Origin of the sequence: Sulfuricurvum sp., assembly GCF_049277495.1 — a bacterium.
Taxonomy (GTDB): domain Bacteria; phylum Campylobacterota; class Campylobacteria; order Campylobacterales; family Sulfurimonadaceae; genus Sulfuricurvum.
Genome location: NZ_JBASYM010000053.1, coordinates 1 through 19862 on the forward strand (window position 1 = coordinate 1; position 19862 = coordinate 19862).

The 19862-nt window shown below is 46.6% G+C and carries 16 protein-coding genes; 6 read left to right on the forward strand and 10 right to left on the reverse strand.

Annotation, left to right across the window (positions count from 1 at the left end; genetic code table 11):
* Window positions 1–639: 639 nt before the first annotated feature.
* The 8 genes from WAO38_RS09680 to WAO38_RS09715 form a co-directional block, all read right to left on the reverse strand.
* Complete coding sequence (locus WAO38_RS09680) at window positions 640–1647, reverse strand: hypothetical protein (protein ID WP_422236597.1); 1008 nt, start codon at window positions 1645–1647, stop codon at window positions 640–642.
* A 30-nt stretch (window positions 1648–1677) separates the two neighbouring features.
* Window positions 1678–3897 (reverse strand): endonuclease MutS2, encoded by a 2220-nt coding sequence (locus tag WAO38_RS09685; protein WP_422236645.1) that lies wholly within the window; start codon window positions 3895–3897, stop codon window positions 1678–1680.
* Window positions 3894–4223 (reverse strand): hypothetical protein, encoded by a 330-nt coding sequence (locus tag WAO38_RS09690; protein ID WP_422236599.1) that lies wholly within the window; start codon window positions 4221–4223, stop codon window positions 3894–3896. Before WAO38_RS09690 ends, WAO38_RS09685 begins: the two co-directional genes overlap by 4 nt.
* A gap of 3 nt (window positions 4224–4226) precedes the next feature.
* A complete protein-coding gene (gene murC / locus WAO38_RS09695; RefSeq protein ID WP_422236601.1) occupies window positions 4227–5537 on the reverse strand; it encodes a UDP-N-acetylmuramate--L-alanine ligase in 1311 nt (436 codons plus the stop codon).
* Window positions 5534–5998 carry a hypothetical protein gene (locus WAO38_RS09700; protein WP_422236603.1) on the reverse strand — a complete coding sequence of 155 codons (465 nt, stop codon included), beginning with the start codon at window positions 5996–5998 and terminating at the stop codon, window positions 5534–5536. The genes murC and WAO38_RS09700 overlap by 4 nt, the downstream gene beginning before the upstream one ends.
* A complete protein-coding gene (locus tag WAO38_RS09705; protein WP_422236604.1) occupies window positions 5995–7131 on the reverse strand; it encodes a succinyldiaminopimelate transaminase in 1137 nt (378 codons plus the stop codon). The genes WAO38_RS09700 and WAO38_RS09705 overlap by 4 nt, the downstream gene beginning before the upstream one ends.
* A gap of 147 nt (window positions 7132–7278) precedes the next feature.
* Window positions 7279–9690 (reverse strand): Lon protease family protein, encoded by a 2412-nt coding sequence (locus WAO38_RS09710; RefSeq protein WP_422236606.1) that lies wholly within the window; start codon window positions 9688–9690, stop codon window positions 7279–7281.
* Between the two features lie 103 nt (window positions 9691–9793).
* Window positions 9794–10630 carry a polysaccharide deacetylase family protein gene (locus WAO38_RS09715; protein WP_422236608.1) on the reverse strand — a complete coding sequence of 279 codons (837 nt, stop codon included), beginning with the start codon at window positions 10628–10630 and terminating at the stop codon, window positions 9794–9796.
* Between the two features lie 106 nt (window positions 10631–10736).
* Here WAO38_RS09715 and WAO38_RS09720 point away from each other — a divergent pair, with 106 nt between their 5' ends.
* From WAO38_RS09720 to WAO38_RS09745, 6 genes are all read left to right on the forward strand, one after another.
* Window positions 10737–11198 (forward strand): MarR family winged helix-turn-helix transcriptional regulator, encoded by a 462-nt coding sequence (locus WAO38_RS09720; RefSeq protein WP_422236610.1) that lies wholly within the window; start codon window positions 10737–10739, stop codon window positions 11196–11198.
* Window positions 11195–12328: an efflux RND transporter periplasmic adaptor subunit gene (locus tag WAO38_RS09725; RefSeq protein WP_422236612.1), complete on the forward strand. Its 1134-nt coding sequence runs from the start codon at window positions 11195–11197 to the stop codon at window positions 12326–12328. The genes WAO38_RS09720 and WAO38_RS09725 overlap by 4 nt, the downstream gene beginning before the upstream one ends.
* A gap of 12 nt (window positions 12329–12340) precedes the next feature.
* Entirely contained in the window at window positions 12341–15472 is a 3132-nt protein-coding gene (locus tag WAO38_RS09730; RefSeq protein ID WP_422236614.1) for an efflux RND transporter permease subunit, read from the forward strand.
* Window positions 15465–16907, forward strand: coding sequence for an efflux transporter outer membrane subunit (locus WAO38_RS09735; protein WP_422236616.1), 1443 nt, complete (start codon window positions 15465–15467; stop codon window positions 16905–16907). Before WAO38_RS09730 ends, WAO38_RS09735 begins: the two co-directional genes overlap by 8 nt.
* 334 nt (window positions 16908–17241) lie before the next feature.
* Window positions 17242–17463 (forward strand): hypothetical protein, encoded by a 222-nt coding sequence (locus WAO38_RS09740; RefSeq protein ID WP_422236618.1) that lies wholly within the window; start codon window positions 17242–17244, stop codon window positions 17461–17463.
* Between the two features lie 122 nt (window positions 17464–17585).
* Window positions 17586–18071, forward strand: a complete 486-nt coding sequence (locus tag WAO38_RS09745) for a c-type cytochrome (RefSeq protein ID WP_422236620.1) — start codon at window positions 17586–17588, stop codon at window positions 18069–18071.
* Between the two features lie 36 nt (window positions 18072–18107).
* Here WAO38_RS09745 and WAO38_RS09750 read toward each other — a convergent pair whose 3' ends face one another.
* Window positions 18108–19127: an HD-GYP domain-containing protein gene (locus WAO38_RS09750; RefSeq protein ID WP_422236622.1), complete on the reverse strand. Its 1020-nt coding sequence runs from the start codon at window positions 19125–19127 to the stop codon at window positions 18108–18110.
* Window positions 19127–19804 (reverse strand): HesA/MoeB/ThiF family protein, encoded by a 678-nt coding sequence (locus WAO38_RS09755; RefSeq protein ID WP_422236623.1) that lies wholly within the window; start codon window positions 19802–19804, stop codon window positions 19127–19129. Before WAO38_RS09755 ends, WAO38_RS09750 begins: the two co-directional genes overlap by 1 nt.
* Between the last annotated feature and the right edge of the window lie 58 nt (window positions 19805–19862).

Consider the following 19862-nt stretch of genomic DNA (forward strand, 5'->3'; position numbering starts at 1 on the left):
CATCCTTACGATGAGCAGTCCATCGAGATAGAAGAGAAATACTATTCCAAAAAGCCTGACCGCTTCTTTGACATCGCCGGCATATCCCATGTCAGCTGTTCGTCGTAACCGCGAATATACAAGCGTCAAGTTTATAGAGGACATTCCAAACCCTTCATACTTTTCTGTTTAGCCAGAAAAGTACCAAAAGAGCATACCGCGATCCATGAACGCTGCTCCTCCCGGCACGACTGCCTTCTGAGCGGCTCTAGGTAATGGATCACGGGAATTTTTTATGTAAATATTTTCGTGTCCCGCGAAAACAATCGGTAAACAGTCTTTCCGACATCCTTGGAAGCCGCGCGCGAAGCAGAAGTGCGAGAGACGCGCGTGCGATTTGCCGGAAAAACGAGGTTTTTTGGGTTACTTTTTTTGCCGGAACAAAAAAAGTAACAAGGGTTTAATCAGGCGAGCGTCTGCATTCCCAACGAGGACGTTGGGAACGAGGGACCGTCATTCCCGACCTGATCGGGAATCCAGCTTAGGAGTTATAGTTATCACCTGACCCCTATTTTTATTTTCTATAGAGTGTTTTGGAAATGGAGATTCATTTTTGGGGTGTAATTTTTGGCTACTCAAAAGCTAGCCTATCCCTTTTTTCTAAACCTTAACAAGCCAATTAATCATCATGATCCTTACAACACGCTGCAAATTTCTTAATTCTCTTTCATCATTTAGTTCTACAACAGGACCAGAAATTTTCCCTGCCAAATCATGGGAGAGAAGTTTTCCAACATGACCGATTTGTGATCGCCGATTATATAATTTGTCCACATATTTTTTAAACTCTTGACTATCATTCCCATAGTTCTTTGCAAATGCGAGAAATTTTTGCCTTACTTTAAATTTAGGTTGCCCGCAATCATCACACTTCTCGGTTTTTATATCTTTGTTCTCATATTCAATTAGCGCTTCAATGCCTGAAATAAAACCAATATATGCAAGACTATGAGATATTGCCCAAGTTCGAGATGAACGTTCAAACAAAACACATGCAGACAAAAATGCTTCTTTCTTAGCTTCATCTAATGAAAAGTATTTATCTAAAAACGAAGAGGTAGAGTCACTGAGTATAAATTGCTCACTTAAAAATGCTTCTTTACTGTAGTAATCTTCACTTTGTAGCTGAGGAATATCATCAGTATCAATATCTGCTAAGTTTTCTCCGTATTCACTTAACCCCTTCCAGTAGTATCCCACTCCACGTTCTACAGAAATCCAATCTACTTCTTCATCACACAAAACCCATTTTTTTCCATTTTCTTCTTTGCTAATGAGATATTTAGTAATTACGGACAACACACAGAGGATTTCATCCTGCTTTGTAAAAGCATATTGGGATTCAAGTATCCTTTCATCAAAGCTACATGGGTTCGAGTATTCAGCAACAATATTCATAAGCTCATTTGCACCAATTGTGTCATATACATACTCAATAATTAGAGGCTGCAACGCACCCATTAGATATTGTGGCTTTGGTGCTTCGTCAGGCAATGACATTATTTGAAGCACATCTTTATAGCGGTATGAGCCTTTTATTCGAAATGAAGAAAACGCAACAAATCTCAATAGAGTCTTTTCATTATTTTGAAATGTTCTTATTGCCATAGGGTTATCCTCATTATTTAAAGGGATCTTTTACAGTCTCACCACTTTCGCCCCGAATCCGCCCAAATGCTGCGGAGCATCGGTGAAGCTTTTGACACTCGGATGGCCTTTGAGGAACTCTTTGACGGCATAGGAGAGTTTCCCCGTCCCGATACCGTGATAAATGATCACCTCATCGAACCCCTGCAAGAGTGCATCGGAGAGAAATTTGTCCATCCGCTCGCACGCTTCCTCTCCGCGCAAACCGTGGAGGTCGAGTTTTAATCCGCTCTTTTGCTCCACCTGCATGGTATGGGTTGTTTTCGGCTTTTTCGGGAGGTTTCCGCTGGGTTTGAGATCGGTGAGCTTTACCCGAAGACGCATCCCCTCTACCTCGATCATCGCATCTTTGGCTCCGACACTGACCACCGTTCCGCGCTGATTGCGGTATTTAACCGCTTGCCCTGCTTCGTATTTGATCGGTTCAGGTTCTGCGATTTTAATCGGTTCCGCTTTGGGGAGTTTGGCCTGTGCTTTGTTGAGCTGTCGGTGGATAGCCGCCATATCCATACCGCGTGCCGCCTCTTTGGCCTCACGAACCGCTTCGTTATATCCCGCACGAAGCTTCGCTTTTTCCGCATCCAGATCGCTTCGCAGCTGTTCTCGCGCCTCTTTGAGCGCGTTCTCCTGCGCTTTAAGGGCTTCTAAGCGCTCATCGACCTCGCGGTTTTTCCGTTTCAGATTCCGTTCCAGCTCGCTACCCCGCTCGATCAGGACGCTGAGCTTTTCGTGATTTTCACCGTAGAGCGCTTTTGCCCGTGTGATGATGGAGGAGTTGATCCCATAACGCGATGCCGTCTCGAACGCGTAGCTCTTTCCGATGACCCCTTGCAAAAACTCATAGGTAGGAAGCCGCCGTTCTTCATCATACAATGCCGCCATCAGCTCCACGTCCTCACGATCCGCCATCAGTGCGGCGAGGCGTTTGTGGTGGGTCGTGACGATGATCTTCTGCCCTCGCTTGATCAGCTCATCGAGAACGATGGCAAACAATGCCGCCGCTTCGTCGCTGTCCGTTCCCAGTTCGATCTCATCGACACCGACAAGGGCGCTTTTGTGCTCGAAGAGATGGCTGAACTGTACCATCCGTCCCGCAAAGGTCGAGATATCGTTGCTCACGCTTTGGGGATCGTCGATGACCGCCTCGATCCGTTTAAAGCTCCCGATTCGAGATTTGTGCGGGTTGATCTTCATCGGGATGAGATATTTCGCCATCAGGCTCGCCGAAAGGAGCGATTTGAGGAGCATTGTTTTACCCCCCGCATTGACCCCCGTGATCATCAGCAGATTGGAGCGAAAATCGACGCTGATCGGTTTAGGTTTATGCAGTGCGGGATGGGAAAACTCTTCGAGTACCAAATCCGTATTGTTTTGCGGTTTTAAAATGGCATAATCCCGTGCACGGGCAAACAAAACCCGCGCTTGATAATGGTCGTAGCGTTCAAACTCGCGATCGCAAAATCCGATAAAAGGGACCAAATTCGAAAGTTTGGCGGAAAACCGTTTCGCATACTCATACAGCTTCGCGTCGCGTTCTTGCATCACATATCGGAGCTGCTCTTTGGAACGGAGAACCGAATCGGGGGCGACATAGAAAAACCCCGCACCCGTCCGGCCAACAACGGAACCTTTGAGGACATGGTTAAATCCGCCGCGCACGAGCAGAGTCTCTTCATCATTGATGTAGTGGATCTGGGTATCGACGAGATAAGGGGTGAGTTTTTGGGTATGAAAGAGCCGTTTGATGGATTCGTTGATCTCCGTTTTGATCGCTTTGATCCGCTGGGAAATTTTATGGAGTTCCTCATCGCGGGATTCGATGAAATTCCCTTCATAATCGAAATACTCATCGATCTCGCTAAAGGGCTCGGGAATAACAATCGTCTCCATCCATTCGCCGATAAGTCCGCTGAATCCGCTGTTGCGCATCAGACGAAAATAACGGACGACCTTGAGCAGTTCGTAAATATCCTCAAACCGCAAAACCCCCTGCTTTTTCAGGTGGTTGATGATGCTTTCAAACGAAACGCTTTTCGGCGGAGCTTTAAACTCCAGGGCATCGAGGGCCTGAATATAGCGAAAATGGCGTTCTTGGTCACCCGGAATGGCGATGTTCTGCTCACGGGAAAAAAAATGTTCTAATGAGGCGACATGAGGAAGGAGATCGAGTTTTCCGAAAAGTTCGGAAAGGTTAGAAGAGAGTGAACTCATTGACACTCACGCACATTGAGGATCTGCTGTTCATGCGCCGTCCCTTTGTTGCCGATAAAGCTCTGGGTTCCGTCACTGTAGGAGAATGTCGTATTGTTAACGTCAATCCCCTGACAGATGAGATTTTTTCCCTGACGGTATTGCAGCTCAATCGCAATGACGCGTGAGCGTTCACGGTCGCTTCGGATATTGTAGGCGATCGCCCCGATGACGAACAGCGTTACGAGCAGAGTGATCAACCCTTTTTGGCGGGTGTTCAGTTCCGTAAAGTAGTGCATCAGAGCAAAGACAAGGGCAACAATCCCGAACCACAACAGATATCCCATAACTTACTTGGTCCCTCTGAGCTGATAGGTCAAATCCCCTGCCCCGAATCCGACGATCACGTTTTTATCATACGTTTTCACCACTTCATCGGCAACGATCACTTGGATCGTATCCCCTTCTCGGTGCAGTTTATCGGCCATAATAAGGTTATAGCGTCCAAAACGTCCCTCGAAATCGATCTCGCGGGGCTCTTCGCTCGCTGCCCATACCGGAAGGATAATCAACGTGTCACACCCTTCGAAACAAAGGGCGAACGCATCAAGGTTATCGATCGTACGGGAATATTTGTGCGGCTGCCAGATAGCTACGATACGCTCAAACCCTTTTAGTTCGGTATAGGTTTTAAGTGACTGCATCGTTGCTTTGATTTCGGTCGGATGGTGGGCGTAATCATCGATAATGACACGATCACTTCCTTTGAAGATAACGTCAAACCGTTTTTTGATCCCGCGGAAATTGAGCAGACGGACGCGGATAGACGCGATACTCATCGTCTGTGCCGCGGCCATGATCGCCAATGCGGCGTCCATCGCGATATGCTCGCCGAATCCCCAGACTTCAAACTCTCCGAACCCTTTGAGATGAAAACGGGTGTAAGGCTCATCATCGATCAGGGTATAGGTGATATTGGTGATATCGGTACTCGGATAAAGGCGTAATGCATCGCATGTCAGGGTTGCCATAAAAGGGTCTTCCGCGTTGATGACCCGGACACTTCCCATCTCGATAAAACGCTTATAGGCGCTGTGAAACTCATCGATATTGTAGTTGTAGTACTCCATATGTTCCGGTTCCGCATTGGTGACGATCGAACAGTAAGGGTTGGAGTTTAGAAAACTGCCGTCAGACTCGTCCGCTTCGAAAAGCATAACGTCCGTACTTCCGTCATACCGTACGTTGGAACCGAATCCTTTAGACTCCGCACCGATAATCGCACTTCCGTCCATAATCGCCGCCAAGATTGCCGTTGTCGTACTCTTGCCGTGCGCGCCGCATACGGCATACACTTTTTTCTCACTCAAGATCCGTAGCAACGCATCACGGCGATGGAGCACTTCGATGCCCCGTCGGTGTGCTTCGACGATCTCAGAGTTGGTCGGACGGATAATGGCCGAATGGATCACCAATTCACACCCCTCAGGGATGTTTGCCGCGTCATGACCGATAAAGACGGTAATCCCGCGATCCCGCAAGCGCTGGGTGATATGGGTCTCTTTCATATCCGAACCGCTCACGTCATGACCGCTGAAACGCATGTATTTGGCGAGTCCCGAAATACCGATCCCGCCGATTCCGATGAAATGGATTTTCATTGTGAAATTTCCTTTTTGAAATAGCTAATGTAGAATTTGCCCCCGTTTTGTGTCGCGTTCATATCGACGTACTCATCGATAAAATCATCAAACGGAATTTTCGTGTCACATCCTGCACGGTGTACTTTCATCGCTTCACTAAACGCTTCATCATTGCTGATTCCGCTGAGGACTTCGAACAATGCACTCGCATCACTTGCCGAACCGGCGCTGTAATGCTCGATCGCATACTCGTACAATGCTCTGAGGGTTGCAAAATCCTGAACTTCGTTCATATCGAGTTTTTCCAAACTCTCCAAGGCATTGGTGAGACGCTCCAACGCCAAATCGAGGATATTGGCATAATATGCCATCAAGGTCTCTTCATCAAAACTATCGTGTGCCTGAGCCTCCAGTACGTACAACGACGCAATGTCCCCTTCGCTTTGGGCTTTAAAAATTTTATCTTTCAGTTCATTCATTTTAGGGCCTCCTTCAGGCGATTGAGCGCATTGATCGTACGTACCGTCTCTTCGACCAGTGCGATACGGATATAGCCGATTCCCGGGTTTTCACCCTTGCCATCTTCCCGTGCCAAAAACTCTCCGGGAAGTACTTTGAGATTATAGTCACGGTATAGACGCTGCGTAAACGCAAGAGCATCCGGCACTTTGAGCCAGACGTAAAACGTCGCATCGGACGTTTCAATGCCCAAAATTTCCTGTGCCGCTTTAAAATTTTCCGCATAGACTTCACGCGCCGTTTCGACGTGGAAATCGTCCGCCCATGCCATTGCCGCTGCCGCTTGCAAAGGGAGCGGTGAAGCACAGCCGACATAGGTGCGGTACTGCGCATACCCTTTGAGTATCTCGGCGTCTCCGGCGATAAATCCGCTGCGGAGCCCCGGGGCGGAGGAACGTTTGGAGATCGAATTGATAACGAGGACATTTTTAAATGCACTATTGCCGACATACACCGACGCTTCGAGAAGCGAAGGGACTTTGCCATCCGTATAGATCTCACTGTAGCATTCGTCGTTGATGAGGAGAAAATCGTGTTTGAGGGCAAGTTTGACCCACTCACCCAACTCTTCGAGGCTGAGTACCGATGCCGTCGGATTGTTCGGAAAGTTCAAAATCACAAGATCACATTCCGCTAACTCCGCTTCGTTCACAGCCGGTTTAAAGCCGTTTTGCTCGGTCAGGTTCAGATGGATCACCCGTGCGCGTGAGGCAATCGCCGCACCTTCATAAATCTGATAGAACGGGTTCGTATACGCCATCACGGGACTTTGTTTGTCAAACAGATAGTATTGAGGAAAATTAAAGAGCACTTCGCGTGTCCCGAAACTGCTGATCAGTTCGTTCGCTTGGAGTTTCACCCCGAAGCGGCGCTCGACAAAACCGCGCATCGATTCGTTCAGATACGCTTCACCCGCAGTCTTCGGATAACGGCGGAGTTCTTCCGAGTGCTTGGAAATCGATTTCTGGATAAATGCCGGAGTCTCAAACTGGGGTTCACCGATGGTCAGCGCAATCGGCGAATACGCAGGATTCGGGGTAATCCCTTCCAATAAAGCAGTAAGTTTTTCAAATGGGTACGGTTCAAAATGCAAAGGAGTGTCTTTCTAATGGAATTTAATAGATATATTATAGCAATTTCACCCTATAAACTTCTAAGAAGCTGTTTTAACTTTTTAGAATTGTCCGCTATTTCCTACCCATTACAATTAAATTTCAATAAAACACCTATAAAGGATAAATTATCCTTTTTCTTCTTCGGGTTTGAGACTTTTGTTGAATTTTTGCAGCGTTTTCGTAAAATTCTGAAGCCGCGCCATAATTTTCCCGTTGACCGACTCTGCCGGATAGTTTCCATGCTCATCCGCTTCTCCTGCCTCGGTCTGCGTCAGGATCGCAATACCTTCTTGAATATTCCGAACCGCATAAATGTTAAACTTCCCGGCTTTGGCCGCCTCAATGACTTCCGGTTTGAGCATGAGGTTTTTAACATTGGAATACGGAATGATCACCCCGTATTCTCCTTCAGGATTACGGTTCATACAAACATCGAAGAACCCTTCGATCTTCTCATTGACTCCGCCGATAGCCTGTATTTCTCCGAACTGGTTGACAGACCCGGTGACGGCAATGTTTTGCAAAACCGGAAGCTCCGCGAGGGAAGAGAGGATCGCATAGAGCTCTGTCGATGACGCGCTGTCCCCTTCGATCATACCGTAGGACTGTTCGAATACCAGCGATGCGGAGAGATGAAAAGGGGTCTCTTTGGCATAGGTGGAACCGATGTAGGAGCTGAGGATCATCACCCCTTTGGCATGAATAGGACCGCTGAGTTCGACTTTGCGTTCAATATCGATGATCTCCCCTTTCCCCAGACGCGTGCGCGCTGTTACACGGGAGGGAAGACCGAACTGATGTCCCCCCATCGAAATATAGGTCAACGCATTGATGACACCGACGGCGCGTCCGGCAGTATTGATCAGAATGGTCCCCTCATCGATCTGTTCATAGAGTCTTTTTTGGATACGGTTTGTCCGCTCTTTTTGGGCTTTCAGCGCTGTTTCAATATCTCTTTTCTCGATAAGAGATCTTTGATTTTTACGCGTCCAGTAGTCGGACTCTTTCAGCAAATCGGCCAAGGTACCCACGTGTGTCGAGATTTTTAATGCATTTTGGGCTTCTCGGGAACTGTATTCGACGATCCGGGCAACGGCGGCTGCACTCAGCGGCAAAAGGGCACTTTTTTGGGCTATAGTACCGATCATCTGCGCATAAAGACGGATATTGTCATTGTTTCGCGGCATGTCTTCTTCGAAATCGGCACTGACTTTAAAGAGCTCTTTGAACTCCGGATCGTAGTGGTAGAGAAGATAATAGAAAATCCGTTCCCCGATCAGAACGACTTTAACGTCGATGGGGATAGCTTCGGGTTCCAAGGTGATCGTGCTGATCAGCGAATACTGCTGTGCCAGCGATTCAATGCGGATCTCTTTCGAACGCAATGCCCGCTTCAGGGCTTCCCATGAAAACGGCTGCATCAAAAGCTTTTGGACGTCGAGTATCAGATATCCACCATTGGCTTTGTGCAGCGCACCGGGTTTTATCATACTGAAATCGGTTACCAGCGTCCCCATTTGGGAGATATGTTCGATTCTGCCGATGAGATTGGCGTGGGTAGGATTGTCCTCGTAGATCACGGGTGCCGTCATTTTCTCATCATGCGCGATGAAAAGATTGACGATATAACGACGAAATGAAGGGATGTAGTATTCCCGCATGAACGGCGGCATTTCCATCTCCTCGGGTTTGACGAGAAAATCCTGGACATTTTTGATGCCGTCGTCTTGAAGCGCGTTAAGATAGCTCAGTATCTTTGGAATGTCTTTGTAGGTTTGACGAAGCTCCTCCAAAAGCGAATCAAGGGTATCGGATGTTGTTTTCCGATCAAGTGCCGTAAAATCTCTTTGCTGCAATTTACTCAGCCGGCTGACTTCTCGGAGCCCCTCTTTGACGATGAGTTCGAATGCGCTCATCTTCTTCGCGATTTCCTCTTTCGCTTCCCCTTTGATCGCTTTGAATTCTTCGGCGGAGAGAATTTTTCCATCAACGATCGGGACAAACGTAACCCGGCTCGGCGATGCGGTATTCATCGCAACCCCGTAGTTTTCAGCCTCTTTTTGGAGATGCTGAAATATTTCGCTCTCCAGGACAAGATATTTTTGGCCGATCGATTCACGGGCGTTGCGGTATTCGTTGCTTTCAAAGGCATTCGGCAGCATTGTTTTAAGTAATTCGATCAATTCGGCAATATCGTCTCTGAAACGTGTCGCATAGCCAGAGGGCAGTCGGATCGCGATAGGGGCACGGTGGTCTTTGAAATTATTGACGTAGCACCAGTCGTCCGGGCGAGGTTCAGAGGCTGCTTTTTTTTCTAAAAAAGCGGTAGTAACAGAGTGTTTCCCGCTTCCTGAGGGTCCCATAACGTAGAGGTTATAGCCGTCTTGTTGGATATTGATACCGAAATCGACTGCGGCCAGCGCACTGTCTTGACCTATGATGTCCGAAAGCGGTTCGAGTTCTTCCGTCGTTTTAAAATCCAAGCTATCGAGATCACAGGTAAAATAAAGAGCTGAAAAATCCAATGGTTTTATCATAACCCAGACTTCCTTCTAGTATATAATTTAACACTGAAATCATTGTAACATATTTACACTACTCTGCACCGTATTAAATTATAAAAAAACTCCTGTGGATTTATCAGTACTTGATGACCTCTTTTTTTCCTTGGGAAGCTTTTTCTTCTTCCCCGTTCACCATCCGTTGAAAAGCTTTTATGTCCTGTTTGCTCACGACCAGATAACGCGGTTGCGACATCATAGTATCCTTTGAAGATGCATGTCGGCGGTCGATCGTAAGCGCCATCGCATATCCGGCCTTTTTCGCTTCGTTCAAAAGGTTATCATCATAGATACCGAATACCCATGCGAGATATTTGATCTCATGTCCTGTCTTCTCTTCGAGTTTTTTCTTCGCACCGCCGAGCTGTTTGTCGACGAATTTTGTATATTCTTCCGGAGAGAGTTTTTTCTTCTCATGGTTGAAATTCGGATGCCAGTAGGTATGGGACTCTACATGGAACAGTTTTGTTGATTCGAGCTCACGGAGCTGATCCCATGTCATCGCATACTTGGCATTGGAGATCGCACTCGGATAGATAAACAATGTCACCGGTATTTTGTACTTTTTTACAAGCGGTGCCATATCGCTGTAGACACTTTTGTGCCCGTCATCCACCGTAATAACGACCGATTTTGCGGGAATCGATTTGATATCTCCGTGGAGATACTTGGCGGCGGTCTCAAGAGGGATAACGGTATAACCGTTTGTTTTAAGCCATTCGAGCTGTTCGGCAAACGCAGAAGTTTTAATCGTCATCGAATCGGTGACTTCGATTCCGAAACGGTGATACGCCAAGATGGGCACTTTTCGTTGCTCCTGAACCCCCCATAATACACTTATCCATAACAACACCATAAATCCGATACGAAGCATAATAACCATCCTGAAAATATTGGGCGGATTATAGCGCATCATCGAAAGCCATGCATTAACATTATTTACAAATTTTCCTTGACATCTCAGCCTCTTTATTCTAGAATTCGTTCAATTAGTTGCATAGTCAACTATTTAGGAGTTACTTATGAATCGATGTGAATGCCCGACGGATGCGTCGTTAGGGTGTCTGACCAATCTTTCTGCCATGGCCGCACGTCATTTTCTCACCCGTCAACTCTCTCTCCATGGAATCGATATGACGATTGAGCAATTCAAAGTGATGGTCGTTTTATGGAAAGAAGGCTCATCCACCCAACAGAATATTGCCGATTTCGTCGGAAAAGATAAAACCAGTGTCACCCGTCTGATCGCAGGGCTGGAAAAACGCTCTCTCATCCAGAGAAAAACCGACTGTCAGGACAAACGGTGCAATCTCGTCACCCTTACTCCGCAAGGTGTCGATTTAGAAAAACCGACCATGGAAGTTTTAGAAAAAGCGACCCTCTTTCTCCATAGCGGTATAGATCCCCAAGAGCTCGCCATAACCTTGCGTGTCCTCAAACAAATGTGCCTAACATTAAATTACTCCCTAAAGGAATCTGAATGAACCGCTTTGCCACGATCACCCTCTCATCTGTTTTACTGCTCGCTCTAAGCGGATGTGAACGCCCGAAAGCCGCCGGAATGGAAAAACCTCCTCAAGGGCCTGTTCCTGTTGGTGTTACTGAAATAAAATCCGGTAATTTTCCTGCGCTTCTCGAAGCTACCGGACAAACACAAGCCTACAATACCGTACAGGTCTATGCACGGGTATCAGGATATTTGTTGAAACGTGCCTATACCGAAGGTCAAATGGTTAATAAAGGCCAGACCCTCTTTACGATTGACCCTTCCGACTTGAAGAATTCGCTCGAAAGCAGCAAAGCCGCCTATGAGCTTGCCTCTGCCAATTACACCAATGCAAAAGCAGTCTTAAACCGCATCAAACCTCTTGCCGATGCGAATGCCGCCAGTCAACAGGACTTGGACACGGCTACGGCAAATGAGCGCAACAGTGCTGCCGCTCTTATGGGGGCACGCGCCGCACTTGAACAAGCCAAACTCAATCTCAGCTATACGAACGTCACCTCCCCTATCAGCGGATTCACCGATAAATCCAAAATCGATGAGGGGACCTACGTCTCTGCCGGAGCAAACGGATTACTCACCACCGTTTATCAGAGCGATCCGATGTATGTAAACTTTACCTTTAGCGAAAATGAGCGGACCGCCCGTCAAAATGCTATCGCAAGCGGAAAACTGGTCGCTCCGAAAGACGGAAAATACGAAGTTGAACTGACACTGGATGACGGATCGACATTGACACGCAAAGGCAAGATCAATTTTATTTCTCCGTTTATCGATTCGACGACAGGGACGATTACCTATCGTGCAGTCATCGACAACAGCGACCATAAACTACTCCCGGGACAATTTGTACGGGTCAAAGTCAAAGGGATGGAGTGGAAAAACTGCTTCTACGTTCCCCAAACCTCTCTTCTGACCGGTGAAAAAGGGAAGTTTGTTTATAAAATCGAAGCAAACAACACCGTGTCTCCGACTCCTGTTACTGCGGGAGCCTGGATCGATGGGAATATATTGATCGAAAGCACAATGGCTGCAGGAGAAAAGATCGTCGCAAACAATCTGGGTAAGCTCAAACCGGGTGCCGAAATCATCCCTACAGAAAAAAAATAAGATAGGTTTATCATGATTAGCAAATACTTCATCAGTCGGCCCGTTCTATCGATCGTCATCGCCTTGATCATTATGCTGCTCGGTTTTTCGGCGATCAAAAGCCTGCCGATTTCGCAGTTGCCGAATATTACCCCTCCGACCGTTGTGGTCACGGCACAATACCCCGGAGCCGATGCCCAAACCATCGCCAATACCATCCTGACTCCGTTGGAATCACAAATCGCCGGTGCGGACGGTCTCATGTATATGAGTTCCAAAGCCGCCGCCCTTCCCGGAAGTGCAACGATAACGTGTACGTTTAATATTGGTGTCAACCAGGATCTAGCCGCCGTAGATGTCCAAAACCGGATTAATTCCGTACTTGCCCTTCTTCCGCAAAGTACCCGCGATCTTGGAGTAACGGTACAGAAAAAGACCTCCGATATCCTTTTGATCGTTGCCATCACTTCGCCGGACGGAAGTTACGATGCGACACAGATCAGTAACTATATCTCCGCCAATCTTCTGGATGAAATCAAAAAAATCCCCGGTGCGGGACGTTCTCAGATCTTCGGTCAGCGCGACTACGCAATGCGCGTTTGGCTGAATCCTGATAAAATGGCTTCACTCGGAGTCACTGCGACAGAAATTGCCGGAGCGATTAAAGATCAGAATCTGCAAGTCTCTCCGGGACGCTTGGGTCAAGCGCCAACCGAGGGTGAACAGATGTGGACGATGCAGCTGACCTCCAAAGGGCGTTTTTCAACCCCGGAAGAGTTTCAAAACATCATCGTTCGCTCAAATCCCAATGGCTCGACGCTTCGTCTTAAAGATGTCGCCAGAGTTGAACTCGGAAGCCAAAACTACGAATTTTTCGGTCGGGTGAACGGCAAACCGGCGGCAATGATCGGTATTTTTGCCGATACCAACGCCAATGCCCTCGATACTTCGGCAGCCGTAAGCGCCAAAATGGAAAAGCTCTCCCATAAATTTCCAAACGGCATCGCGTATGATATCCCTTACGACACCACCGATTTCGTCAAAATTTCCATTGAAGAGGTACTCTTTACCCTTTTTGCCTCCATTGTTCTGGTCAGTCTGGTTATCTACCTCTTTTTACAAAGTTCCCGGGCGGCAATGATTCCGATCCTCTCCATCCCGATCTCATTGACGGGGGCTTTTATCGGAATGTATTTGCTGGGATATTCGATCAATACCCTCACCCTCTTTGGACTCGTTTTGGCGATTGGGATAGTCGTCGATGATGCTATCGTCGTCATCGAGAATATGGAGCGTATTTTACAAACCGAAAAGCATCTCTCTCCGCGTGATGCGGCGATTAAAGCCATGACGCAGATTTCAGGCCCTGTTATCGCCATCGTTTTGGTTATGTGTGCCGTTTTTATTCCCGCTACCTTTATGGGGGGAATGACCGGTCAGCTGTATAAACAATTCGCCGCAACGATCGCCATTTCGGTTGTTTTTTCAGGATTTATGGCCCTTACGTTTGCACCGGCAATCGGTGCGTTGATTCTCAAACACCATGAAAAAGAGCCCGCGGCATTTTTCCGATGGTTTAATCGTGCCTTCGGACGGATGACGGAAAACTACGTTCGCCGCTCAGGATTTATGATCCGAAAGTCTCTGATCTTTTTGGTCATCTATCTCACGACGTACGGGTTTATCGCCTATTTCCACAAAACACTTCCGAGTGCTTTCCTGCCGATGGAAGATCAGGGGTACTTTATCACCAGCGTCAATCTTCCTGAAGGTGCTACCGGAAGCCGGACACTCGAAGTGGTCAAAAAAGTCGAAGCGATCTTAGGAGAACAACCGGGCGTTTATAAATTTACGGCCATTACCGGGCTGAATATTCTCACCTTTTCCCAAGAGCCAAATTCGGCTGTTATCTTTACCCGTCTGACAGGCTGGGATGAACGGGGAAAAGAACTCTCCGTCTTCAATATCCTCAATGCCTTGGGGCCGAAACTCGGAAGTATCTCCGAGGCCAAAGTCTTTGCTATGCCGCCGCCGCCGATACGGGGAATGGGACCTTCGGATATGTTTAGCATACGTCTTCTTCAGCATGGGGATAACGATTACACGAAATTGGCGGATGCTACCAATAATTTTGTCAGTGAGCTTCGCAGTGAGCCGAGTGTTACGAACCCTTTTACAACGATGAATGTCAATACACCGACACTCTTTGTCGATGTGGACCGTGAAAAAGCAAAAATGATGGGACTCTCTATTGCCGAAATTTTTCAAACCCTTCAGGCAACGATCGGCTATATGAATATCAATCAATTTGATCAAAGCGGTAAAACCTATTGGGTGCAGATGCAATCCGATGCACCGTACCGCTCAACGCCCGAAGATATCGGCAGAGCCTGGGTACGCTCATCCAGCGGCAAACTGATTCCTCTATCAAGTGTCGTCAAGGTGAAAATGTCAAGCGCACCGGCCATTATCGAACATTTTAACGGAGTACTCAGTACCACTGTTATGGGATCGCCTTCCCCCGGCTTCAGTTCCGGTGAGATTATTAAAACCCTTGAATCCAAAGGGGACACGGTTTTGCCCAATACGGTAAGCTATGATTGGGAAGGGCTCTATCTGCAGGAAAAATTGGTGGGGTCCAAAGCGCTTATTATTATCAGTTTTGCCCTTATTATGGTTTATTTGATTCTTGCCGCATTGTATGAACGCTGGACTTTGCCGATTTCAATCATGCTCGCCGTCCCTTACGGTATTATGGGAGCCTATGCGATCGTATGGCTGATTCCGTTTTTGAACAACAACGTTTTCTTCCAGATCGGGTTGCTGACCCTCATTGCCCTTTCGGCCAAAAATGCGATTTTGGTGGTAGAGTTTGCCGAAGAACAGCGGCATGCCGGTAAAAGTATCTATGATTCGGCGATGGAAGCGGCCCGTTTGCGTTACCGTCCGATGATGATGACCTCTTTTGCCTTTTTGGCAGGGATGCTCCCCCTCATCTTTAGTTCCGGAGCCGGAGCAGCAGGACGTTTTTCAATCGGTGTCGCGATGTTCGGCGGAATGCTCGCCGCGACATTTATCGAGCGGTATTTCATCCCTTTTCTATATTATTGGGTTTCAACGATCAAAGAGAAAATTGCCCCGGAAAAAGGAGTCTCTCATGAATAAATATCCTATGTACGGCTCACTCATCCTCGCTGCCCTATTGGTAAGCGGGTGCGCCATCGGTCCGGACTATGTACGTCCTGATGTCTCTGTACCGGAAACATTTCTTTACAATGACACCAATAAAACAGTGGCACAAAATATTGATACCCAATGGTGGAAAAGCTTCCAAGACGACGCGCTGGATCGTTCTATCAACGAAGCTCTCTCGGCAAACTATGACATTCAAGCCTCGCGGGCTTCCGTCGATGCGCTGCTGGGAAAATTCGATCAGGCAAAATCGTATCTCTACCCGCAGATCAATGCGAACGGTTCTTTGGATCGCAAAGGGGTTAGCAATGCTGCTAACGGTGGCTACCAGCTACGGGAGGGAATCACCTCTACCTATGCCGGATCGCTATCCTTGGCAAGCTATGAGATTGATCTGTTTGGAAAAGTACGCCGTGCGAATGAAGCTGCCCGGGCGACACTCCTCTCGAGTGAATACGCAGCCCAAACGATTAAACTTTCCATCGCTTCCAATGTCGCTGCATCCTACATGAAACTCTCATCGTTGCAAGGGCAAATCGATTTGGCAAAAGAGAACGTTGTCTTAAACGGTGAAATCGTCGATTTGAACGATCTCAAATACAAACACGGCGTTATAGCCGAAACAGTTTTATTGCAATCCTTGTCCGAATTAGAAAGTGCCAAAGCAACCCTTTCCGCTCTTGAAGCCTCCAAAATTGCCGAAGAGTCTACCTTTAACGTTCTCTTAGGCCGCAATCCCTCTGCAGTGAGTACATCTGCACTGAATACGATTGTCATTCCCGATATTCCCTCTGCCCTCCCCTCAAGCATCTTGAGCAAACGTCCCGATATCGCTTCCGCTGAACAAAACCTCATTGCGGCCAATGCACAGATCGGCGTAGCCCGTGCCGCTTATTTTCCGAGTATCAAACTAACCGGTATGTTAGGAGTACAAAGTCTTGAACTCAGCAACTTTGTCTCAAACCCGGCTCGTATTTGGGAAATAGCTCCCTCTATCAGTATCCCGATCTTCTCCGCAGGACGGATCGCCGGTGAGATTGAAACGGCTGAAGCCGATCGTAACCAAACACTCGCAGCTTACAAAAAAAGTATTGTCAGCGCATTTAACGATACCGATAATGCCATCGGCCAAACCGCTAAAGCCAAAGATCAAGTGAACTACCAAAGTTCACGGGTCAAATCGATCCAAAAGGCATTGGAACAAAGTAAATTGCGCTACCGTGTCGGAAGCATAAGCTACAGCGATATGCTGCTAGTCCAGCAGCAATGGATTCAAGCTTCTCAGCAGCTTCTGATCGCCAAACAAAATGCACTTATTACAACGGTTTCTTTATATAAAGCATTAGGCGGAGGATGGAGCGAAGAGCAGACTCCTCCGTTACCCGATTTATTACCCGCAGGACGCTAATTCAAATCATTAGAATATTATTGGGTATCCGATAGTATTCTGATCAAAAATATCAAAGAATGAGCATTTTAACCTAAACTTTTTATCCCTTTAAATGCCCCCTAAAAGACAATCAATAGTAAACCAATATCAAAAAATAAAAAAAATAAAAAAAAATGCCAAAATATGTCACCAAACTACCCTAAAATATAGCCGATTTGAGAAAAATGTGATCTTCTAGAACTCCCTATTTTAGGGCTTTTGATGAAATATATTCAAATTTATCGAAAAATGCTTGACAAGGATGGGGGGAGTAGTGGTATACTTCCGCCATATTTTTTTAAGGAGCCTTACCATGATGAAAATCATTTCCGCGTTGCTTTTGGCTGCAATGTTTATCGGATGCAGCGAGTCTGCTACAACTGAAGCACCTGCTGCTACTGAAGAAGCTGCACCTGTAGCTGAAGAAGCTGCTGCACCAGTTGCTGAAGAAGCTGCTATGCCTGCTGCTGAAGAAGTTGCACCTGCTGCTGATGCTGCTACTGAAGCTGCTCCTGCTGCTGACGCTGCTAAATAAGTTTTACTTCGCTAAAACTTTTCGCACTTCGGTGCGAAATTCCTTTCTCTTTTCTTCTTTTTTAAAATAACTTCAAACTAACTTATCGTAAACTGTCCTAATCAACATTAGGAGTCTTATCTATGAAATACTTTTTACCGACTTTGTGCGCTTTTCTTTTACTCGGATGCAGCGAATCCAAACCTACAGAATCTTCTGCCGTTTCTTCCAATGAACCGCAAAGCGTTGCCACCCCTATACCGGAAGAAAATATTTCGCAGCCTGTCCAAGAAGTTCCGTCAGAACAAACGCTCGCCCCTTCTCCGGTTGCTATCGCCCCGGCAGCGCCTGCCCCGGTTGCTGAAAAGCCCGTAGCTGCAGCAACTCCCGACGGCAGTATCTTATTCGCTCAAAAATGTGCTTCCTGTCATGGAAAAAGAGCTGAAAAATCAGCATTAGGAAACTCACTAATCATTGCAGGATGGGAAGAAGAAAAAATCAAAGACGCCCTCAAAGGATACCAAGCCGGAACCTATGGCAAAGCGATGAAAGCAGTCATGCACGGACAGGCAAGTCCCCTTAGTGATGAACAAATCAATGCTTTGGGAAAATATATATCGCAGCTCTGAATATCTTTTTGATGCCATCCTTTCCGGATGGAGGGGCTATCGCAATAAGCGGATAAACAAATCGGTATAGTGTTCGTCAAATTGGCTGTTAAGCTCCCGTTTCATCAACATCAGTGCCTCAAAAGTAGTATAGTTGCACCGGAATGTCCGTTTGGTCGTCAAAGCATCAAAAACATCGCATAATCCGACGATACGGGCAGATTTCGGGACTTTTTTCCCCTTTAGAGCGCTAGGATACCCTGATCCGTCAAGATTCTCATGATGGTAAAGAACCCCTTGCAAGATGGTTAAATTCTCAACCCCATTCTTCATCAAAATAGTATGTCCGTCTTCGGGATGGCGTTTCATTAGAGCATATTCCTCATCATCTAAAGAAGCGGGCTTATTCAAGATAAGAGGGGCTATTCGTATTTTTCCGATATCATGCAAAAGCCCTGAAACCGTAACATCGATAATCTCTTCGTCTGCAAGGCCGATTGCATCCGATAAAATAGCACAGAGAAACGCGACATTGGTACTGTGATGATGCGTAGAATACTCAGCCGCCATAATTTTGATCACCGAGTGCATCGCTTTTTTATTCGCTTTAATATATTCGGTAATTGCAATGGCACACGAACGAATAGGTTCAATCGGGATATCTTCTTCGCGGCTGTTAAAGATGACGCCCATCAACTCTGATGTTTTGCTGTAAACGATATTCAGCCATGTATCGTAATCATCGATACCTGATAACGCTTCATCCAATTTCGAAGCATTTTCAATAATTTCATTTTTATAAATTCCCAAGTCAGGGTTACTGCTATCTTCTTTTTGATGAGCGATATAATATTCCCTAACGGTATTGATCTCCCGTTTTAACACGTAAATCTTAGAGTGAAGATAGATTTTTTCGATCAGCTCTTTATTCAATACGGTACCGGATTCAATAAGGATGACATAGTCAGCAAACCGTTTGATATAGCAATCAAACGGAATGACCGTCCCCTCCACTAAAAAATCGGGTTTAATAGGGAGATATTTATAGGTGATTGTTCGACGGACGATTTTTGCCATTAGACGGCAGATACCGGAAGCATAAATTTCTGGGTAACAAGTTCTCCCTCGTCATTGAAAAATAGGTAATATAAATAATCTTTTTTGACACTGAGCCCAGCCAAATAGCGTAAAGCCAAATTTGCCTGCAATGATGCGATATGCATCACAATCGGTGCTGCAATCCCCGCAGGTGTTTTTTGAGTGATTTTAAAAAGTTCGCTAAACGATGCATCTTTGAAAAAGCATACTTGCCCGTTAAACGCTTCCACCGATCCGTATACCCATGGAAGGCCTTTCTCTTTGGCATAGGCATTGATCTCTCCGCGGGATGGGAGGTTGTCAGTCGCATCGATAATAAGATCGACATCAATATTTTTTAACGTAAAATCTTCGAAGCGGCATAGATGAGAATACGCTTTTACAAACGGACAGCGTGCTTCAATCAATTCTGCCGCTACTTCGGCTTTAAACTTCCCCTCATCCCCCATTTTGAAAGCGATTTGCCGATGAATATTATGATTGCTGACCGTATCAAAATCGACCATATGGATTTCACCGATTCCCGATGAGCCCAGAGCGAATGCCAATGACGATCCTAGCCCTCCGCTGCCGATAACGGCGATCCGTTTGGATTGAAGAAGTCCTTGTGTCTCCTCTCCCCATAATTGCACCTGGCGGTGAAAATAGTCCATCATATCTCTCTCCCTCTGAATATCATTGTCATTATATTACTTTAGCGTCGTTTTGATTAAA